Source organism: Nocardia sp. NPDC060259 (genome assembly GCF_042728775.1).
Taxonomy (GTDB): Bacteria; Actinomycetota; Actinomycetes; order Mycobacteriales; family Mycobacteriaceae; genus Nocardia.
In genome coordinates this window covers 1-16,932 of sequence record NZ_JBHXAY010000057.1, presented here as the reverse complement: position 1 = coordinate 16,932, position 16,932 = coordinate 1, and the positions used below count along the sequence as shown (strand labels likewise).

The window sequence follows — 16,932 nt, the reverse complement described above, 5'->3', positions numbered from 1 at the left end:
TCCACACCTTGATTCGCACTCGTAAGTTCCACCTTCCGGTGTTACTTCCGCTGCTGCCTGTTCGGGTTTCGTTCGGGTTGTAACCAGCGGAATTCGTAGCAGACAAGCGACGGTCGCGGACCACCACGCGACGCGCGTGAGGTGCTGGAAGGACGCATCTTGGCAGTCTCCACCCAGACCAAGGCTGGAATCCCCGGAGCCCCGTTGAGGGTTTCGTTCGCGAAGATCCGTGAGCCCTTGGAGGTGCCCGGACTTCTCGACCTACAAACGGACTCGTTCGCCTGGTTGGTCGGTACCCCCGACTGGCGTGAGAAGGCGGCCGCACGCGGCGACGTCGGTCTCGCAGGCGGCTTGGAGGAGGTGCTCGAGGAGCTCTCGCCGATCGAGGACTTCTCCGGTTCGATGTCCCTGTCGTTCTCCGATCCGCGCTTCGAAGAGGTCAAGGCCTCTATCGATGAGTGCAAAGAGAAGGACATGACCTACGCGGCGCCGTTGTTCGTCACCGCGGAGTTCATCAACAACAACACCGGCGAGATCAAGAGCCAGACGGTCTTCATGGGTGATTTCCCCATGATGACCAACAAGGGCACCTTCATCATCAACGGCACCGAGCGCGTCGTCGTCTCGCAGCTGGTCCGCTCCCCGGGCGTCTACTTCGATCACAGCATCGACAAGGGCACCGAGAAGGACCTGCACAGCGTCCGCGTGATCCCGTCGCGCGGCGCGTGGCTGGAGTTCGACGTCGACAAGCGCGACACCGTCGGTGTCCGCATCGACCGCAAGCGCCGTCAGCCGGTCACCGTGCTGCTCAAGGCGCTGGGCTGGACCACCGAGGAGATCGTCGAGCGTTTCGGCTTCTCCGAGATCATGATGTCCACCCTGGAGAAGGACAGCACGCCCGGCCAGGACGAGGCGCTGCTCGACATCTACCGCAAGCTGCGTCCGGGCGAGCCGCCGACCAAGGAGTCCGCGCAGACCCTGCTGGAGAACCTGTTCTTCAAGGAGAAGCGCTACGACCTGGCGCGCGTCGGTCGCTACAAGATCAACAAGAAGCTCGGCATCCACGTGCACGAGCCGGTGACCTCCTCGGTGCTGACCAAGGAAGACATCGTCACCACCATCGAGTACCTGGTGCGTCTGCACGCCGGTGACCGCTCGATGACCGCCCCCGGTGGCGAAGAGGTCCCCGTCGAGATCGACGACATCGACCACTTCGGCAACCGTCGTCTGCGCACCGTCGGCGAGCTGATCCAGAACCAGATCCGCGTCGGCCTGTCCCGCATGGAGCGCGTGGTCCGCGAGCGGATGACGACTCAGGACGTCGAGGCGATCACGCCGCAGACCCTGATCAACATCCGCCCGGTCGTCGCCGCGATCAAGGAGTTCTTCGGAACCTCCCAGCTGTCGCAGTTCATGGACCAGAACAACCCGCTGTCGGGTCTGACCCACAAGCGCCGCCTGTCGGCGCTCGGCCCCGGTGGTCTGTCCCGTGAGCGCGCGGGCCTGGAAGTCCGTGACGTCCACCCGTCGCACTACGGCCGCATGTGCCCGATCGAGACCCCGGAAGGCCCGAACATCGGCCTGATCGGTTCGCTGTCGGTGTACGCGCGGGTCAACCCGTTCGGCTTCATCGAGACGCCGTACCAGAAGGTCGTCGACGGCAAGGTCACCGATGAGGTCAAATACCTGACCGCCGACGAGGAAGACCGCTACGTTCGCGCGCAGGCGAACTCCCCGGTCGACGCCGATGGCCGCTTCCTCGAGGAGAAGGTCCTCGTCCGCCGTGCGGGCGAAGAGGTCGAGTTCGTGACGCCGGCTCAGGTCGACTACATGGACATCTCGCCGCGCCAGATGGTGTCGGTCGCGACGGCCATGATCCCGTTCCTCGAGCACGACGACGCCAACCGTGCCCTCATGGGCGCGAACATGCAGCGTCAGGCCGTGCCGCTGATCCGTTCCGAGTCCCCGATCGTGGGCACCGGCATGGAGCTGCGCGCCGCGGTCGACGCGGGCGATGTCGTGGTGAACGAGAAGCCGGGTGTTGTCGAGGAGGTCTCGGCCGACTACGTCACCGTGATGGCCGACGACGGCAGCCGCAAGTCCTACCGGATGCGCAAGTTCAACCGCTCGAACCAGGGCACCTGCTCCAACCAGCGTCCGATCGTGGACGAGGGTCAGCGGGTGGAGAAGGGCCAGGTTCTGGCCGACGGCCCCTGCACCGAGAACGGTGAGATGGCGCTGGGCAAGAACCTGCTCGTCGCCGTCATGCCGTGGGAAGGCCACAACTACGAGGACGCGATCATCCTGTCGCAGCGCCTCGTGGAAGAGGACGTTCTCACCTCGATCCACATCGAAGAGCACGAGATCGACGCCCGCGACACCAAGCTGGGCGCCGAGGAGATCACCCGGGACATCCCGAACGTCTCCGACGAGGTGCTGGCCGACCTGGACGAGCGCGGCATCATCCGCATCGGCGCCGAGGTCCGCGACGGCGACATCCTGGTCGGCAAGGTCACCCCGAAGGGCGAGACCGAGCTGACCCCCGAGGAGCGCCTGCTCCGCGCGATCTTCGGTGAGAAGGCGCGCGAGGTGCGCGACACCTCGCTGAAGGTGCCCCACGGTGAGTCCGGCAAGGTCATCGGCATCCGCGTGTTCTCGCGCGAGGACGACGACGATCTGCCTCCCGGTGTCAACGAACTGGTCCGGGTCTACGTGGCCCAGAAGCGCAAGATCCAGGACGGCGACAAGCTCGCGGGTCGCCACGGCAACAAGGGCGTCATCGGCAAGATCCTCCCCGTGGAGGACATGCCGTTCATGCCCGACGGCACCCCGATCGACATCATCCTGAACACCCACGGTGTTCCCCGTCGTATGAACATCGGCCAGATCCTGGAAACCCACCTCGGGTGGATCGGTAAGGCCGGCTGGAATATCGACGTGGCCACGGACGGTACTCGTCCCGAGTGGGCGGCCACGCTGCCCGAGGAGATGCTGGCCGCGCCGGCCGACTCGAACATCGCGACGCCCGTCTTCGACGGTGCCAAGGATGACGAGCTGACCGGTCTGCTTGCTTCGACCCTGCCGAACCGTGACGGTGAGCGCATGGTCGACGAGAACGGCAAGGCGACCCTGTTCGACGGCCGCTCCGGCGAGCCGTTCCCGTACCCGGTCGCGGTCGGTTACATGTACATCCTGAAGCTGCACCACCTGGTCGACGACAAGATCCACGCCCGTTCGACCGGTCCGTACTCGATGATCACGCAGCAGCCGCTGGGTGGTAAGGCGCAGTTCGGTGGTCAGCGTTTCGGTGAGATGGAGTGCTGGGCCATGCAGGCCTACGGCGCGGCGTACACGCTGCAGGAACTCCTGACCATCAAGTCCGACGACGTGGTGGGCCGTGTGAAGGTCTACGAGGCGATCGTCAAGGGCGAGAACATTCCGGAGCCGGGCATTCCGGAGTCGTTCAAGGTGCTCCTCAAGGAACTCCAGTCGCTGTGCCTCAACGTGGAAGTGCTGTCCTCGGACGGCGCCGCGATCGAGATGCGCGACGGCGACGACGAGGATCTGGAGCGCGCCGCGGCGAACCTGGGCATCAACCTGTCCAGGAACGAAGCGGCCACCGTCGACGATTTGGCGAACTAGGTGGTGACGCGGGTGGCTGTTGCGACAGCCACCCGCACACCGCGATCGATAACTAGTGAACTTTTGCTCGAATTCGACCCGAACAGGGGAAAGGAAGTTACGTGCTAGACGTCAACTTCTTCGATGAACTCCGGATCGGCCTGGCCACCGCCGAAGACATCCGCCAGTGGAGCTATGGCGAGGTCAAGAAGCCGGAGACCATCAACTACCGCACGCTCAAGCCGGAGAAGGACGGGCTCTTCTGCGAGAAGATCTTCGGCCCCACCCGGGACTGGGAGTGCTACTGCGGCAAGTACAAGCGCGTCCGCTTCAAGGGCATCATCTGTGAGCGCTGTGGCGTCGAGGTGACTCGCGCCAAGGTGCGTCGTGAGCGGATGGGCCACATCGAGCTGGCCGCACCGGTCACCCACATCTGGTACTTCAAGGGCGTTCCGTCGCGCTTGGGTTACCTGCTGGATCTGGCGCCGAAGGATCTCGAGAAGATCATCTACTTCGCCGCCTACGTCATCGTCGGTGTCGACGAGGAGCTGCGCCACAACGAGCTCAGCACCCTCGAGGCCGAGATGGAGGTCGAGAAGAAGGCTGTCGCCGATCAGCGCGACGCCGATCTCGAGGCCCGCGCGCAGAAGCTCGAGGCCGACCTGGCCGAGCTGGAAGCCGAGGGCGCCAAGTCCGACGTGCGTCGCAAGGTCAAGGACGGCGGCGAGCGCGAAATGCGTCAGCTGCGCGACCGGTCCCAGCGTGAGCTGGACCGCCTCGACGAGATCTGGACGACCTTCACCAAGCTGTCGGTCAAGCAGCTCATCGTCGACGAGGTGCTCTACCGCGAGCTCGTCGACCGCTACGGCGAGTACTTCACCGGCGCCATGGGTGCGGAGTCCATCCAGAAGCTGATGGAGAACTTCGACATCGACGCCGAGGCCGAGAACCTGCGCGAGACCATTCGCTCGGGCAAGGGCCAGAAGAAGCTGCGCGCGCTCAAGCGCCTCAAGGTCGTCGCGGCCTTCCAGGCCAACGGCAACTCGCCCATGGGCATGGTGCTCGACGCCGTTCCGGTGATCCCGCCGGAGCTGCGCCCGATGGTTCAGCTCGACGGTGGCCGTTTCGCCACCTCCGACCTGAACGACCTGTACCGCCGCGTGATCAACCGCAACAACCGCCTCAAGCGACTGATCGATCTGGGTGCGCCCGAGATCATCGTCAACAACGAGAAGCGGATGCTGCAGGAGTCCGTCGACGCGCTGTTCGACAACGGCCGTCGCGGCCGTCCGGTCACCGGACCGGGTAACCGCCCGCTGAAGTCGCTGAGCGATCTGCTCAAGGGCAAGCAGGGTCGTTTCCGTCAGAACCTGCTCGGCAAGCGTGTCGACTACTCGGGCCGTTCGGTCATCGTGGTCGGTCCGCAGCTCAAGCTGCACCAGTGTGGTCTGCCGAAGCTGATGGCGCTCGAGCTGTTCAAGCCGTTCGTCATGAAGCGTCTGGTCGACCTGAACCACGCGCAGAACATCAAGTCCGCCAAGCGGATGGTCGAGCGTCAGCGTCCCCAGGTGTGGGATGTCCTCGAAGAGGTCATCGCCGAGCACCCGGTGCTGCTCAACCGCGCGCCCACCCTGCACCGCCTGGGTATCCAGGCCTTCGAGCCGCAGCTGGTCGAAGGCAAGGCCATCCAGCTGCACCCGCTGGTGTGTGAGGCGTTCAACGCCGACTTCGACGGTGACCAGATGGCCGTGCACCTGCCGCTGTCGGCGGAGGCGCAGGCCGAGGCGCGCATCCTGATGCTGTCGTCGAACAACATCCTGTCCCCGGCGTCGGGTCGCCCGCTGGCGATGCCGCGTCTGGACATGGTGACCGGCCTGTTCTACCTGACTCGTCTCGACGAGAAGGGCGTCGGCACCTACCGGGCCGGCGGCAAGGACGAGCCGGAGTACGGCGTGTACTCCTCGCCCGCCGAGGCCCAGATGGCCGTCGACCGCGGTGAGCTCACCGTGCGTTCGATGATCAAGGTGCGTCTCACCGAGCAGCGCCCGCCGCGCGAGATCGAGGCGGAGCTCTTCCCGGAGGGCTGGCACCGCGGAGACGCGTGGCTGGCCGAGACCACCCTGGGTCGCGTGCTGTTCAACGATCTGCTCCCGGCGGATTACGCGTTCATCAACGAGCCGATGCCGAAGAAGCGGCAGGCCACGATCATCAACGATCTGGCCGAGCGCTACCCGATGATCGTCGTCGCGCAGACCGTCGACAAGCTCAAGGACGCCGGCTTCTACTGGGCCACGCGTTCGGGTGTCACCGTCTCCATGTCGGACGTGCTCGTTCCGCCGGAGAAGGCCGACATCATGGAGCGGTACGAGGCCATGGCGGATCAGATCGAGAAGAAGTACCAGCGTGGTGCGCTCGATCACCAGGAGCGCAACAACGCCCTGGTCAAGATCTGGCAGGAAGCGACCGAAGAGGTCGGTACGGCGCTGCGTTCGCACTACCCGGCCGACAACCCGATCATCACGATCGTCGACTCGGGTGCGACCGGTAACTTCACCCAGACTCGTACCCTCGCCGGTATGAAGGGTCTGGTGACGAACCCCAAGGGTGAGTTCATCCCGCGCCCGATCAAGTCCTCCTTCCGTGAGGGCCTGACCGTGCTCGAGTACTTCATCAACACCCACGGTGCTCGTAAGGGTCTGGCCGACACCGCGCTGCGTACCGCCGACTCGGGTTACCTGACCCGTCGTCTGGTCGACGTCTCGCAGGACGTCATCGTGCGCGAGCACGACTGTGGCACCGAGCGCGGCATCGTCGTGCCGATCGCGGAGAAGCAGGCCGACGGCTCGCTCATCCGGGACGCGCACGTCGAGACCTCGACCTACGCTCGCACCCTGGCGACCGACGCGGTCGACGCGAACGGCAACGTCGTCGTGGCCAAGGGCGCCGATCTCGGCGACCCGGCCCTGGAGGCGCTGCTCGAGGCCGGTATCACCGAGGTGAAGGTCCGCTCCGTGCTGACCTGCACCACCGGCACCGGCGTCTGCGCCACCTGCTACGGCCGCTCGATGGCCACCGGCAAGCTGGTCGACATCGGCGAGGCCGTCGGCATCGTCGCCGCCCAGTCCATCGGTGAGCCGGGTACCCAGCTGACCATGCGTACCTTCCACCAGGGTGGTGTCGCTGGTGACGACATCACCGGTGGTCTGCCGCGTGTCCAGGAGCTCTTCGAGGCCCGTGTCCCCAAGGGCAAGGCGCCGATCGCTGAGGTCTCGGGCCGGGTGCGCCTCGAGGACGACGACCGCTTCTACAAGATCACGATCATCCCCGATGACGGGTCGGAAGAAGTCGTCTACGACAAGCTCTCGAAGCGTCAGCGTCTGCGTGTGTTCAAGCACGACGACGGCACCGAGCGCCTGCTGGCCGACGGTGACCACGTGGAGGTGGGTCAGCAGCTGCTCGAGGGCGCTGCCGATCCGCACGAGGTGCTGCGCGTGATGGGTCCCCGTCAGGTGCAGGTCCACCTGGTCCACGAGGTCCAGGAGGTCTACCGCTCGCAGGGTGTGTCGATCCACGACAAGCACATCGAGGTCATCGTGCGCCAGATGCTGCGTCGCGTGACGATCATCGATTCGGGTGCGACCGAGTTCCTGCCCGGTTCGCTCACCGAGCGCGCCGAGTTCGAGAACTCGAACCGTCGCGTGGTGGCCGAGGGTGGCGAGCCCGCCTCCGGCCGTCCGGTGCTGATGGGTATCACCAAGGCGTCGCTGGCCACCGATTCGTGGCTGTCGGCGGCCTCCTTCCAGGAGACCACCCGAGTGCTGACGGACGCGGCCATCAACTGCCGCTCCGACAAGCTGATCGGCCTGAAGGAGAACGTGATCATCGGTAAGCTCATCCCGGCCGGTACCGGTATCAACCGCTACCGCAACATCCAGGTGCAGCCGACCGAAGAAGCCCGCGCCGCCGCGTACGCGGTGCCGTCCTACGACGACACCTACTACTCGCCGGACAGCTTCGGTACCTCCACCGGCGCCGCAGTGCCGCTGGACGACTACGGCTTCAGCGACTACCGCTAAGTTGTAGCCAGGCAAAACAATTCGGCCCCGCTCCTTTCCGGAGCGGGGCCGAACTGTTCTCCGAGGAAGATCCGGGTGTGGTAGTTGTTGCGGGTGTCCACTCATTCGCGTACATCCCGGGTAGCCCTGTGCGGCTTGCTCTTTGCGGCAGGCTGCTCGATGGGAGACAGCGGAGTGACGGGAAGTGGTGTCCCCGAAGCGCGGTCGTACGCGTCAGTGCCCTCGTCCTGTGCGGACGTGGACGCGGCGGCGCGAGAGTCGCTGATTCAGTTCGCCGGTGATCTCGAAAATCCGGACACCCGTTTGCTCGCGGATACGGGCTCCTCGAATGGGCCGAACGAGATCTTCTGCAGGGTGAACTTCGATGCGAACCCCGTCCCAGACGGTGATGTGATGCCCAAAGCCGGGCCGCTGCTGCGCACGGTGACCATCGAACTCGACCGTGGTCCGGTAGTGCCGCAGGGGCTTCAGCCCACGAGGGCTCCGATGGCTTCGAATGCCGCGCAACGTACGAACTTCAGCACGCCGCAGCAGCTCGACGGCATCGGCGACGACGCGATGATCGCGATCGAAGACAGCGATGGAACGATCCGAAGCTGGGCAACTTCGGTGATCGGAAACGTCAGGATCCAGGTGGTGACGGCCGGGATGGACTGGAGTGGCAGCACATCCCCGCCGGTCTGGGGGTCGCCGACGATGCGGGAGGACCTGAGCGAGGGCGCCGAAGCTATTCTCGCCGAGCTGGCCCGCGAGCTTCCCTCGGCCATGCCGACAGCGACGAGTGAGCCTCCGACCCCGCCCGCTGTCGCGACGAGCACGGTTCCGCCGACAGCGGATCCGCCTGTATGGGACCCCTGTTCGATACCGGAATCCGCGATCGCGGAAGCGCGGCTGCGCCCGGCACCGAAACAGTCAGCTGCCAGTGGCAGCCGATGTGAATGGAAAGGTGACGGCTACACCCTGGCAATAGGCTCGACCGCCGAGGCCTTCCATCAGGTCTACTACAGCCATTACGGCTGGTACCCGCGCCCACGACCGGTGAGGGTCGGCGACCGGCAGGCGCTACAAGTGGCCAAATCCTTCGGCGGCGCTGACGCCGAGGTCGATGACGGCTACTGCGAGCTCGGCTTCGATACACCTTTCGGCACGAAGAACGGCATCCCGATCGGCGCGGTCGGTATCGAAATGTGGGACGACGCCGACCGCAAACCGACAGCGGTGTGCAAAGACCTTGTCCGCCTCGCAGAATCGCTCGTCCCCCACCTCCCGCCGAGCCGTTAGCGATTTCGGCATCGGCGCTAGGTTGGATCAGGCGACCTTGATCGTGTGCGGTCCGACGCTCACGCTGATGTCCACGTGTCCGCCGAGTGCGCGGGCGTAGGCGCGGAGGGTGTCGAGTTCCATGGCGGCGAGGTCGCCGTTCTCGATCTGCGAGATTCGTGCCTGACTGACACCCAGGGCGGCGGCGAGTTCGGCCTGCGTCTTGCCGATCGTCTGGCGGAGTTCTTTGAGATGGTGTCCGGCGATTCGGCCATCCAGTTGCGAGGCAGCTGCTGCCTGAACCTGTGGGTCGGCCAGTTCCGGATGCAACCGGTGGGCTTCTTCCTTTACCTCACGCCAATTACGTGCGCCAGTCATCGTTCCTCCTTCGCCTTCTCGGCGCGGTAGTCGGCATAGCGATGTTCTGCCAACGGGATCGCGTCGTCGTACCAGTGGGACCACCGCCCGGCTTTGTCCCCGCTGACCAGGATGATCGCCTGACGATCCGGATCGAATACGAACAGCATCCGGATCTCCGAGCGTCCACGTGACCCTGGCCGCAGTTCCTTGAGATTCTTCAGCCGACTGTGTTCGAGCGTATCGACCAGAGGTCTGCCCAGTGCAGGACCGACTGCGGCGAGTCGGTCCAACGCCTGCTCGATCAAGGCTGCTGAGGCCGGGTCGGACTCGCACAGCTTCATGAACCAGCGATCAACTGGTTCCAGTAGCACGATCTCCCATTCCACCCAGCAAGTATAAGCCACGGCTTATGTCGCGCGAGTGGTGTTTGTGGTCAGTTGGAGGTGGCGGCCTGCGCCTCGGGATCGCCGACTGTGACTGTTTCGGGTTCGCCGAGGCGGACGGTGATCACGCCGAGGAGAATCAGTGCCCCGCCGAGCAATTGGATCGGCCGGGGCGCCTCGCCGAGCAGGGCCCAGGCGAACAGCAGCGCGGCCAGTACCTCGGTGAGCGCGACGAACGAGGCCAGCCGGGAGCCGAGGCGACGGGTGGCGGCGATGCCGGTGACGTAGGCGATGGCGGCGGTGACGATGCCGATCACCAGGATCGGAACCCACCATGGCGTGCTGAAATCGTCGAACACGACCGTCGCGGTGGTGGCGTGCAGCGGCACGATGCCGACCACTCCTGCCAGTACCAGCGTGACCCCGCCGATCAGCAGACCGCCGGCGGCCAGGACCGTGCCGGGCAGCTCGCCACCCTGGGCGGAGAGCACGAAATACGCCGCGGCGCCGATCATCGCGGCCAGCGCCCAGGTGATGCCGATCGGATCGGTCGACACGCCGGCGAGAATGTCGAGCACGAGCAGCAGTCCGGTGATGCCGAGTGCGGCGCCGGCCAGGGTGGCCGCGCCGGGCTGCTGGCGGTGCCGCGCCCACATCCAGCCGACGACGGCGATCGGCGCGGTGTACTCGATCAGCAGCGCGGCGCCGACCTCCATGTGCGCGACGGCGTTGAAATAGGCCAGCTGAGTGCCTGCGACGGCGAGCAGTCCGTACAGCACGATCAGGGTCGCGTTGGCACGCACCAGGTTCCAGTTGCCGCGTATCTGCGGGAGGGCGACGGGGAGCAGGACGACTCCGGCGAGCAGAACGCGCGCGGCGACCACGGCGGCCGCGCTCCAGCCCGCGTTCATCAGGCCGCGGGCGAGCGGACCGGACAGGCCGAACGAGGCGGCGGAGGCCAGCGCGAAGAGCAGGCCGGTGCGGATTCGGCTGCTCGCCAATCCGTCATGAGTCAAAGTCGCCATGACTAATGACGGTAAGCAGGTTGCGGTAATATGTCAACGTGGTTTTCGCTCATGACACCGAGGCGGCGCTGCTGGCGGCGGTCGAACTGGTCAATTCCGCGGAGGACCCCGACACCCTCACCGGCACCGACCAGCTCGACGAGTTCTTCGTGCGGCACGTCTACACGGGTGTGCACACCGGCGACGCCGCGGAACTGGCCGCGGTGCGAGCCCTACGCGCGCCGCTGCGCCGGATGCTCACCAGCGACCGGGACAGCGCGGTGGTCCTGGTGAACGAGACCCTCGCCGAGCATCGCGCTGTCCCGCAATTGGTCCGGCACGGCGACGTCGACTACCACGTCCACGCCGTGCCGCCCGAGGCCGCGCTCCCGGTCCGCATCGCCGTCGAGACAGCCATGGCGATGATCGACCTGATCCGCGCCGACGATCTGAGCCGCCTGTCGATCTGTGCCGACGACACCTGCGAAGGGCTGGTTCTCGACCTGTCCCGCAACCGATCCCGCCGCTACTGCAGCACCGCCTGCGGCAACCGCAATGCCGTCGCGGCCTACCGGGCGCGGCAACGCTAGAGCCTGCGCACCTTCGGGCACTTCTTGCCTGCCAGATGACACTTGTCCTCGAAACCGGCGGGCAGCCACGTCCCGGTCCGCAGCAGCGGATGATGCGGAAAGTGCTGCAGCGCCGCGGTGACGAAGATCAGCGGCGCCCACGCACTACGGATCTGTAGTTGCTGCATGGTGCCGCTGCGGTCAGGGAACCGGCAGCCGACCAGGTCGGGCGCGGTGAGGTCGACGCTCTCCAGCGCCGACCAGTACACCGAGAACGACCGCTCCGGATTCGCCAGGTGAATCCGCCGGTTCGAGACCATCGCCGACCCCGGCCGCTCGGCCACCCACCGCGGTTGCGCCGCCGCCTCGGCGCGCGACCTCCTGGTCTCGTTGCGCACCGCATTGCCCAGGTGCGCGACAGCGCCGAGCGGCGTCTGCCCGTCGGCGCGTACCCGGCCACGCGACCACCGGCCGTCCCCGACGCCACGCCAGGTGAACCACTGGACCCCGCCGTCGGCCAGGCATGTCTCGCCGGGCTCCAGCCGGACCCGCGTCGCGGTCGACGGTATCTGTGCGACCCGCCCGCTCGCGATCAGCTCGGCCACCCCGCACGTGTACAGCAGGTAGTCGTCGAACCACGTCCATCCGGCCTGCTCGGCCAGGGCCCGATCGATATCGGCCAGCGGGTCGAACACGTCTCTCACCACCCACTCACAACGCGCGGAGTCTCCTCCTGTCCACGGTAGCGGAGGGTGCTGGTGCTACCCGGCGCTCAGGGCGCCCCGGTGACGTAGGCGAGCGCGGTATCGATCGCAGGCTGCCCGCCCGCCATCGCGTACCCGGCCATCGCGCCGATCGCGGCGCCGGCCACGGTCGCGACCGGGACGGTGATGAAGTCGAGAACGAACAGCCCGAGCGGGAATCCGAGAACGAAGCCGATGGCGGCCCCGATCGCCGCTCCCTGGATGATCTGCGGCTGCAGGCGCTGCGTCTCGGCGTAGAACTGCTCCTGGGCGCTGATCTCGCGCACCGGCGCATCGGCCTCGCCGACCGCGGTGAGCGTGAGGCGGGTGCCCGACTCGTCGATCGCGGGGGTGAGCGGCACGGAGTGCTCACCGAGGCGCACGACCATCGGCAGCGCGGCGATCACCGCGCCGGAGGCATCGGTGACCGTGACGACCTTCGCGTCGTGCACGAGCTGGAACTGTCCCGCGTCGAGCGTCGTCACCGCGGCACGCCGATCCTCGGACACGCCGACCTGGTAGTTCACGCCCCTGTCGACACTGCGCAGGGTGGGCAGCGGCGTGCTGCCGGGCTGGGTGCCGACGGGTCCGGGCTCGGCGGCGCCTGCGCCCGTGCCGGCCAAGGTAACTCCCACTGCCAGCAAAGCCGCGCCAACCACAGTGCCGAACTTCATCCCGCAAGCCTCCCGCTGAAATCACCCGGGACCGATTCGTCCCGTTCATCGCGGCAAACCTAACCGCTGGAACAGTTTTCGGGAAGTTGTCGCGAGGCCGCTCGGCCCTGGCGTCGCGAGGATCACAAGGGCGCGGTCGACCCCTCGGTCCGATCGCCGAGGCGGTTCCGCGCGGTCAGCGGGTTGTGGCGGGCCGGTCTGCCCCGATCGGTGGGCGGCGAGCGAAATCCGGTGCGTGTTCTGGGCGTAGGCCGATCCCGCCGAGGTAGGCGACGAGTCCGGCGAGGATCGGCACGGCGTCGACCGCCCGCAGCGGCAGCGGGGCGGTGCGCAGTTCACCGCGGAGCGCGGGCGCGATGAGCATGTCGTGCTCGCCGCGCTGGGAGCGCTGGGTGAAGCTGGCGGGCAGCATCCGCCTGCGCTGCACTTTCTCCAGGTCGGCGGTCCGCACCGTGCCGTCGAGCAGCGGCTTGGCGAGGATGCGCGCGGCCGCGACGGCATCCTGCACGGCGAGATTGACGCCGACACCGCCGACCGGCGACATCGTGTGCGCGGCATCGCCGATGCACAGCAGGCCGGGCACGTACCAGCGGTCGAGCATGCCGACGGTCACCTCGAGCAGCTTGACGTCGTCCCAGGACCGGATCGCCGCGGTCGCCTCGGCGGGCCAGCCGAACAGTTCGCCGACCCGATCGCGCAGCCACCGCACGTCGTTGGCGGCCCGCAGCGTTGCGTCGCAACCCTTCTCGATGATGTAGCCGGTCTGGTAGTAGTCGCCCCGATCGATCGCCACCGCCGAGTTCCCGCTGGTGAAGCGGGCCTGCACGGCGCCGCCCTCGGTGTCGTCAGCGGCCTTTGGGATGCGGAAGAACCACATGTCCATCGGCACCTCCTCCCGCTGCTGGCGCAGGCCTGCGGCCTCGCGGGACACGGAATCACGTCCGTCGCAGGCGATCACGAGATCGGCGCGCAGTTCGTGCTCGGCGCCGTCGGCATCGCGGTAGCGCACGCCGGTGACCGTGTCGGACTCGTGGAGCAGCCCGGTGACGGTCGATCGCATCCGCAGGGTGAACGTCGGTTCCACGGCGGCGGCGCTCACCAGCAGATCGAGGAAGTCCCACTGCGGCACCATCGCGATGTGGCGGTACCGGCCCGGGATCCGGGTGAGATCGGCGGCGACGACCATGCGATCGCCCGCGTACATGCACATCCTGGTCAGCGCGGACTGCGGCAGCCGGGCGAAGTCGTCGCCGAGTCCGAGTTCGTCGAGCAGTCGCACGGTCGACGGGTGGACCGTGTCACCGCGGAAATCGCGCAGGAAGTCGGGATGCTTCTCCAGCACGGTGACCTGCACGCCCGCCCTGGCCAGCAGCAGGCCCGCCATCGTTCCAGCCGGTCCGCCGCCGACGATGCAGCACGTGGTCTTGTCCATGAGATCCCCCTCGAACGCCGTTGTCTACGACAAAGCGTAGTAGTGAATCCTGGAGTGAGTCCAGGGTTTTCGGAAATCTCCGGCGACCCTTGACGCCCGCCGCGGCGCGCGCAATACTGAACTAGATGGTTCAGTATGACTTCCTGGATGCCTCGTTCGGGGCGCTCGCGGACCCCACCCGGCGGGGGATACTCGAGCACCTCGGTCGTGGGCCCGCGAGTATCAGCGAGTTGGCCGAGCGGTTCGAGATGACCCTGACCGGCATCAAGAAGCACATCGGGTTGCTCGAGGACGCGGGCATGGTGGTCACCGAGAAGCGTGGGCGGGTCCGGTACTGCCGGATCGGCGAGCACGTCTTCGATCGGGAGGTGGCCTGGATGCAGGGTTATCGGCAGATGCTCGAAGCCCGGATGGACCGTCTCGGTGAATTCCTGCAACGATCGGAGACAGAGCAATGAGCACCACCACCAACGACGCGGTCATCACCTCGACATCGGACCGCGAAGTCCACATCGAACGCGATTTCGACGCACCGCTGGACCGGGTGTGGAACGCCTACAGCCGGATCGAGCAGCTCTCGCGCTGGTGGGGCCGCGGTCACGAGCTCGACATCGAGCGCTGGGAGTTCCGCAGGGGCGGGCACTGGCGTTTCGTCGAGCACGAGGGCGAGGAGTCCTACGGTTTCGAGGGCCGCTTCCGGGAGATCACCCCGAAGGAGAAGATCGTGCAGTCCTTCGAGTGGGACGGCATGCCCGCGCACATCTCGATCGACTCGACGACCTTCGTCGACCTGGGCAACGGCCGCACCCGCGTGGTCACCGACAGCATCTTCCACACCGCCGACGAATGCGCGGGCATGCTCGCCTCCGGGATGGAAGTCGGCCTCAACGACAGCTACCGCGCCCTCGACGCGCTGCTGGCCGAAGCTCGCTGAGCACCGATCCGGCGCCGCGGGGAAGGCGGTGCCGGATCAGCGGTGGGTGCAGCCGGTGGCTCGCTTGCGTGGCTTCAAGCGCAGCGGCGGCAGCGGCGGCGCGGGAATCCGTTCCGCCGGGCCGTGCCCGGAGACCTCGCCGAAACGGCTGGTGTCGTGGGCTTCCCAGGCCTCGCGGGCCGCGATGATCTCGTCGTGGCTGCGGCCGACGAAGTTCCACCACATCACCAGTTCCTCGGCGAACGGCTCGCCGCCGATCAGCGCGAAGTGCGCACCGGCGGCGGCCGAGAGACGCAGGTCGGCGCGATCGGTGCCCAGGTACAGCAGCGGGCCCGGGGTGAGTTCGGTCCCGTCGACCTCGACGCTGCCCTCGATCACCAGTACCGCGTGCTCGAAGGCGCGTTCGAGCGGCAGGTGCACCTCGGCACCGGGATCGAGCACGATGTCGGCCCCCACGATCGGGGTGTAGGCCTTCGCCGGTGAGGTGACCCCGCCCAGCGAGCCGATCAGGACGGTGGCCCGCAGCCCCGGCTCCTCGTACACGGGCAGTTCGCGATGCTGCTCGAAGTGCGGTTCGACACCGGTCGCGGTGCCGGGCAGGGCGATCCACAGTTGCAGGCCGTTGCCCGCGTGCGCGCCGGGAACGCCGAACTCCGAATGCGCGATGCCGCGACCCGAGGTCATCAGGTTCAGCTGACCCGGTTCGATCTCGACATCGGAGCCCACCGAATCGCGATGCCGGATCCGGCCGTCGAACGGCCAGGTCACCGTCTGCAACCCGATATGCGGGTGGGGCAGGATATCGGGGGAGGCCCCGGTCCGCGTGACGGTCGGCGAGCCGAACCGGTCGAGAAAACACCACGCGCCGACGGTCGGCAGATCACGTTGCGGCAGTGTGCGTTCCACGTACACGCCGCGGACGCCGCCGAGCGGTACCTCCCTGGCGGGGTACAACTCGGTGATCGGTCCCGGACTCGGCGACGGCTCACACAGCGCCTCGGCGGGATCGGCCTCCAGGTCACTCACTTCGCGATGCCTTTGCCGACCACATGCGCGTCGTACTCGGGGTGCTTGTCCAGCCAGCCGCGGATGAACGGGCAGTGCGCGGTGATGGTGCGACCGCGCGCGATCACGTCCTCGACGGCCTGGCGGGCGAGCACGCTGCCCAGGCCCTTGCCCGCGAAGGCGCCGTCGATCTCGGTGTGGATGAAATCGGTGTCGTTGTCGCGCTCGACGTACTCGGCGAAGCCGGCCAGTTCGCCGTCGTAGAACACGTCGTAGCGGTTCTTGTCCGCGTTGCGCGCGACCCGGCGCTGCGGCTCGGTCGAGGCGGGCTGGGCGGGGGTGGTCTCGGGCATCTTCTTGCGCTCCTTCCGCACCGGAACAGGGTGCGCGCTCAGGATCGATACGCGGTTGAACGCACCGATCGCGACGGCGATCCAGACGATCACCGAGATCTGTTCATCGGACCAATGCTCGCGCGCGATCTCGTATTCCCGATCGGTGCGCTCCTCGTCGGGCAGGGTGGTGACCGCCTCGGCCAGCCCGAGCGCGGCCCGGTCGGCCGCGCAATAGGTGCCGCCGCGCCGCCACGCGGGCAGCACCGCGATCTCCTGCGCGGACAATCCGGCGCCCAGGCCCGCGTGTTCGTGTACGTCGAGGCAGTACGGGCAGCCGTTGATCTGGGAGACCCGCAGATTGATCAGCTCGATCAGCCTGCGCTCGATGCCCGCGGCCGCGGCGGCGGCACGGATCTCGGCGGCGGTCGCGCTGAGTGCTTTGAAGATCGCAGGGTGCTGCTTGTCGATCCACACGCGTTGGGGGCGTTCGGTCACCCTCGCGATGCTAGCTCCGCGCGCCGCGGCCTGTCGGACCG

Annotated in this window: 14 protein-coding genes and 1 pseudogene; 6 read left to right on the top strand and 9 right to left on the bottom strand. The window is 67.0% G+C overall.

Features of this window, described 5'->3' with window-relative positions:
* Positions 1-141 precede the first annotated feature (141 nt).
* From ACFWF2_RS20610 to ACFWF2_RS20600, 3 genes are all read left to right on the top strand, one after another.
* Positions 142-3,642, top strand: coding sequence for a DNA-directed RNA polymerase subunit beta (locus ACFWF2_RS20610; protein WP_379309041.1), 3,501 nt, complete (start codon positions 142-144; stop codon positions 3,640-3,642).
* Positions 3,643-3,743: 101 nt separating this feature from the next.
* A complete protein-coding gene (locus tag ACFWF2_RS20605; RefSeq protein ID WP_379309040.1) occupies positions 3,744-7,697 on the top strand; it encodes a DNA-directed RNA polymerase subunit beta' in 3,954 nt (1,317 codons plus the stop codon).
* A 237-nt stretch (positions 7,698-7,934) separates the two neighbouring features.
* Positions 7,935-8,978, top strand: a complete 1,044-nt coding sequence (locus ACFWF2_RS20600) for a DUF3558 family protein (RefSeq protein ID WP_379309038.1) — start codon at positions 7,935-7,937, stop codon at positions 8,976-8,978.
* Between the two features lie 27 nt (positions 8,979-9,005).
* On the opposite strand, the gene ACFWF2_RS20595 is transcribed toward ACFWF2_RS20600, so the two are convergent.
* The 3 genes from ACFWF2_RS20595 to ACFWF2_RS20585 are packed head-to-tail and all read right to left on the bottom strand — an operon-like array spanning position 9,006 to position 10,725.
* The gene (locus ACFWF2_RS20595; protein ID WP_379309036.1) at positions 9,006-9,335 is read right to left on the bottom strand and encodes a helix-turn-helix domain-containing protein; all 330 of its coding nucleotides are present in this window, start codon (positions 9,333-9,335) and stop codon (positions 9,006-9,008) included.
* Positions 9,332-9,703, bottom strand: coding sequence for a type II toxin-antitoxin system RelE/ParE family toxin (locus ACFWF2_RS20590; protein WP_379309035.1), 372 nt, complete (start codon positions 9,701-9,703; stop codon positions 9,332-9,334). The genes ACFWF2_RS20595 and ACFWF2_RS20590 overlap by 4 nt, the downstream gene beginning before the upstream one ends.
* A gap of 47 nt (positions 9,704-9,750) precedes the next feature.
* The gene (locus ACFWF2_RS20585; protein ID WP_379309034.1) at positions 9,751-10,725 is read right to left on the bottom strand and encodes an EamA family transporter; all 975 of its coding nucleotides are present in this window, start codon (positions 10,723-10,725) and stop codon (positions 9,751-9,753) included.
* 38 nt (positions 10,726-10,763) lie between these two features.
* Between ACFWF2_RS20585 and ACFWF2_RS20580 the strand changes: the two genes are divergently transcribed.
* A complete protein-coding gene (locus tag ACFWF2_RS20580; protein WP_379309033.1) occupies positions 10,764-11,294 on the top strand; it encodes a CGNR zinc finger domain-containing protein in 531 nt (176 codons plus the stop codon).
* Here ACFWF2_RS20580 and ACFWF2_RS20575 read toward each other — a convergent pair.
* The 3 genes from ACFWF2_RS20575 to ACFWF2_RS20565 form a co-directional block, all read right to left on the bottom strand.
* Positions 11,291-11,977 (bottom strand): hypothetical protein, encoded by a 687-nt coding sequence (locus tag ACFWF2_RS20575; RefSeq protein ID WP_379309032.1) that lies wholly within the window; start codon positions 11,975-11,977, stop codon positions 11,291-11,293. The two genes, ACFWF2_RS20580 and ACFWF2_RS20575, sit on opposite strands and share 4 nt — an antisense overlap.
* Before the next feature lie 68 nt (positions 11,978-12,045).
* A complete protein-coding gene (locus tag ACFWF2_RS20570) occupies positions 12,046-12,690 on the bottom strand; it encodes a hypothetical protein (protein ID WP_379309031.1) in 645 nt (214 codons plus the stop codon).
* A 175-nt stretch (positions 12,691-12,865) separates the two neighbouring features.
* The gene (locus tag ACFWF2_RS20565; RefSeq protein WP_379309030.1) at positions 12,866-14,122 is read right to left on the bottom strand and encodes an FAD-dependent oxidoreductase; all 1,257 of its coding nucleotides are present in this window, start codon (positions 14,120-14,122) and stop codon (positions 12,866-12,868) included.
* Between the two features lie 125 nt (positions 14,123-14,247).
* Here ACFWF2_RS20565 and ACFWF2_RS20560 point away from each other — a divergent pair, with 125 nt between their 5' ends.
* Together ACFWF2_RS20560 and ACFWF2_RS20555 are read left to right on the top strand one after the other, a co-directional pair.
* The gene (locus ACFWF2_RS20560; RefSeq protein WP_189025626.1) at positions 14,248-14,580 is read left to right on the top strand and encodes a metalloregulator ArsR/SmtB family transcription factor; all 333 of its coding nucleotides are present in this window, start codon (positions 14,248-14,250) and stop codon (positions 14,578-14,580) included.
* Positions 14,577-15,056, top strand: coding sequence for an SRPBCC family protein (locus ACFWF2_RS20555; RefSeq protein ID WP_379309029.1), 480 nt, complete (start codon positions 14,577-14,579; stop codon positions 15,054-15,056). The genes ACFWF2_RS20560 and ACFWF2_RS20555 overlap by 4 nt, the downstream gene beginning before the upstream one ends.
* Before the next feature lie 36 nt (positions 15,057-15,092).
* Here ACFWF2_RS20555 and ACFWF2_RS20550 read toward each other — a convergent pair whose 3' ends face one another.
* The 3 genes and pseudogenes from ACFWF2_RS20550 to ACFWF2_RS20540 form a co-directional block, all read right to left on the bottom strand.
* A complete protein-coding gene (locus ACFWF2_RS20550; protein ID WP_379309028.1) occupies positions 15,093-16,082 on the bottom strand; it encodes a pirin family protein in 990 nt (329 codons plus the stop codon).
* Positions 16,079-16,414 carry a GNAT family N-acetyltransferase gene (locus tag ACFWF2_RS20545; protein ID WP_379029928.1) on the bottom strand — a complete coding sequence of 112 codons (336 nt, stop codon included), beginning with the start codon at positions 16,412-16,414 and terminating at the stop codon, positions 16,079-16,081. The genes ACFWF2_RS20550 and ACFWF2_RS20545 overlap by 4 nt, the downstream gene beginning before the upstream one ends.
* Positions 16,415-16,429: 15 nt before the next feature.
* Positions 16,430-16,891: pseudogene (locus ACFWF2_RS20540) on the bottom strand (carboxymuconolactone decarboxylase family protein); the annotation flags it as partial.
* Between the last annotated feature and the right edge of the window lie 41 nt (positions 16,892-16,932).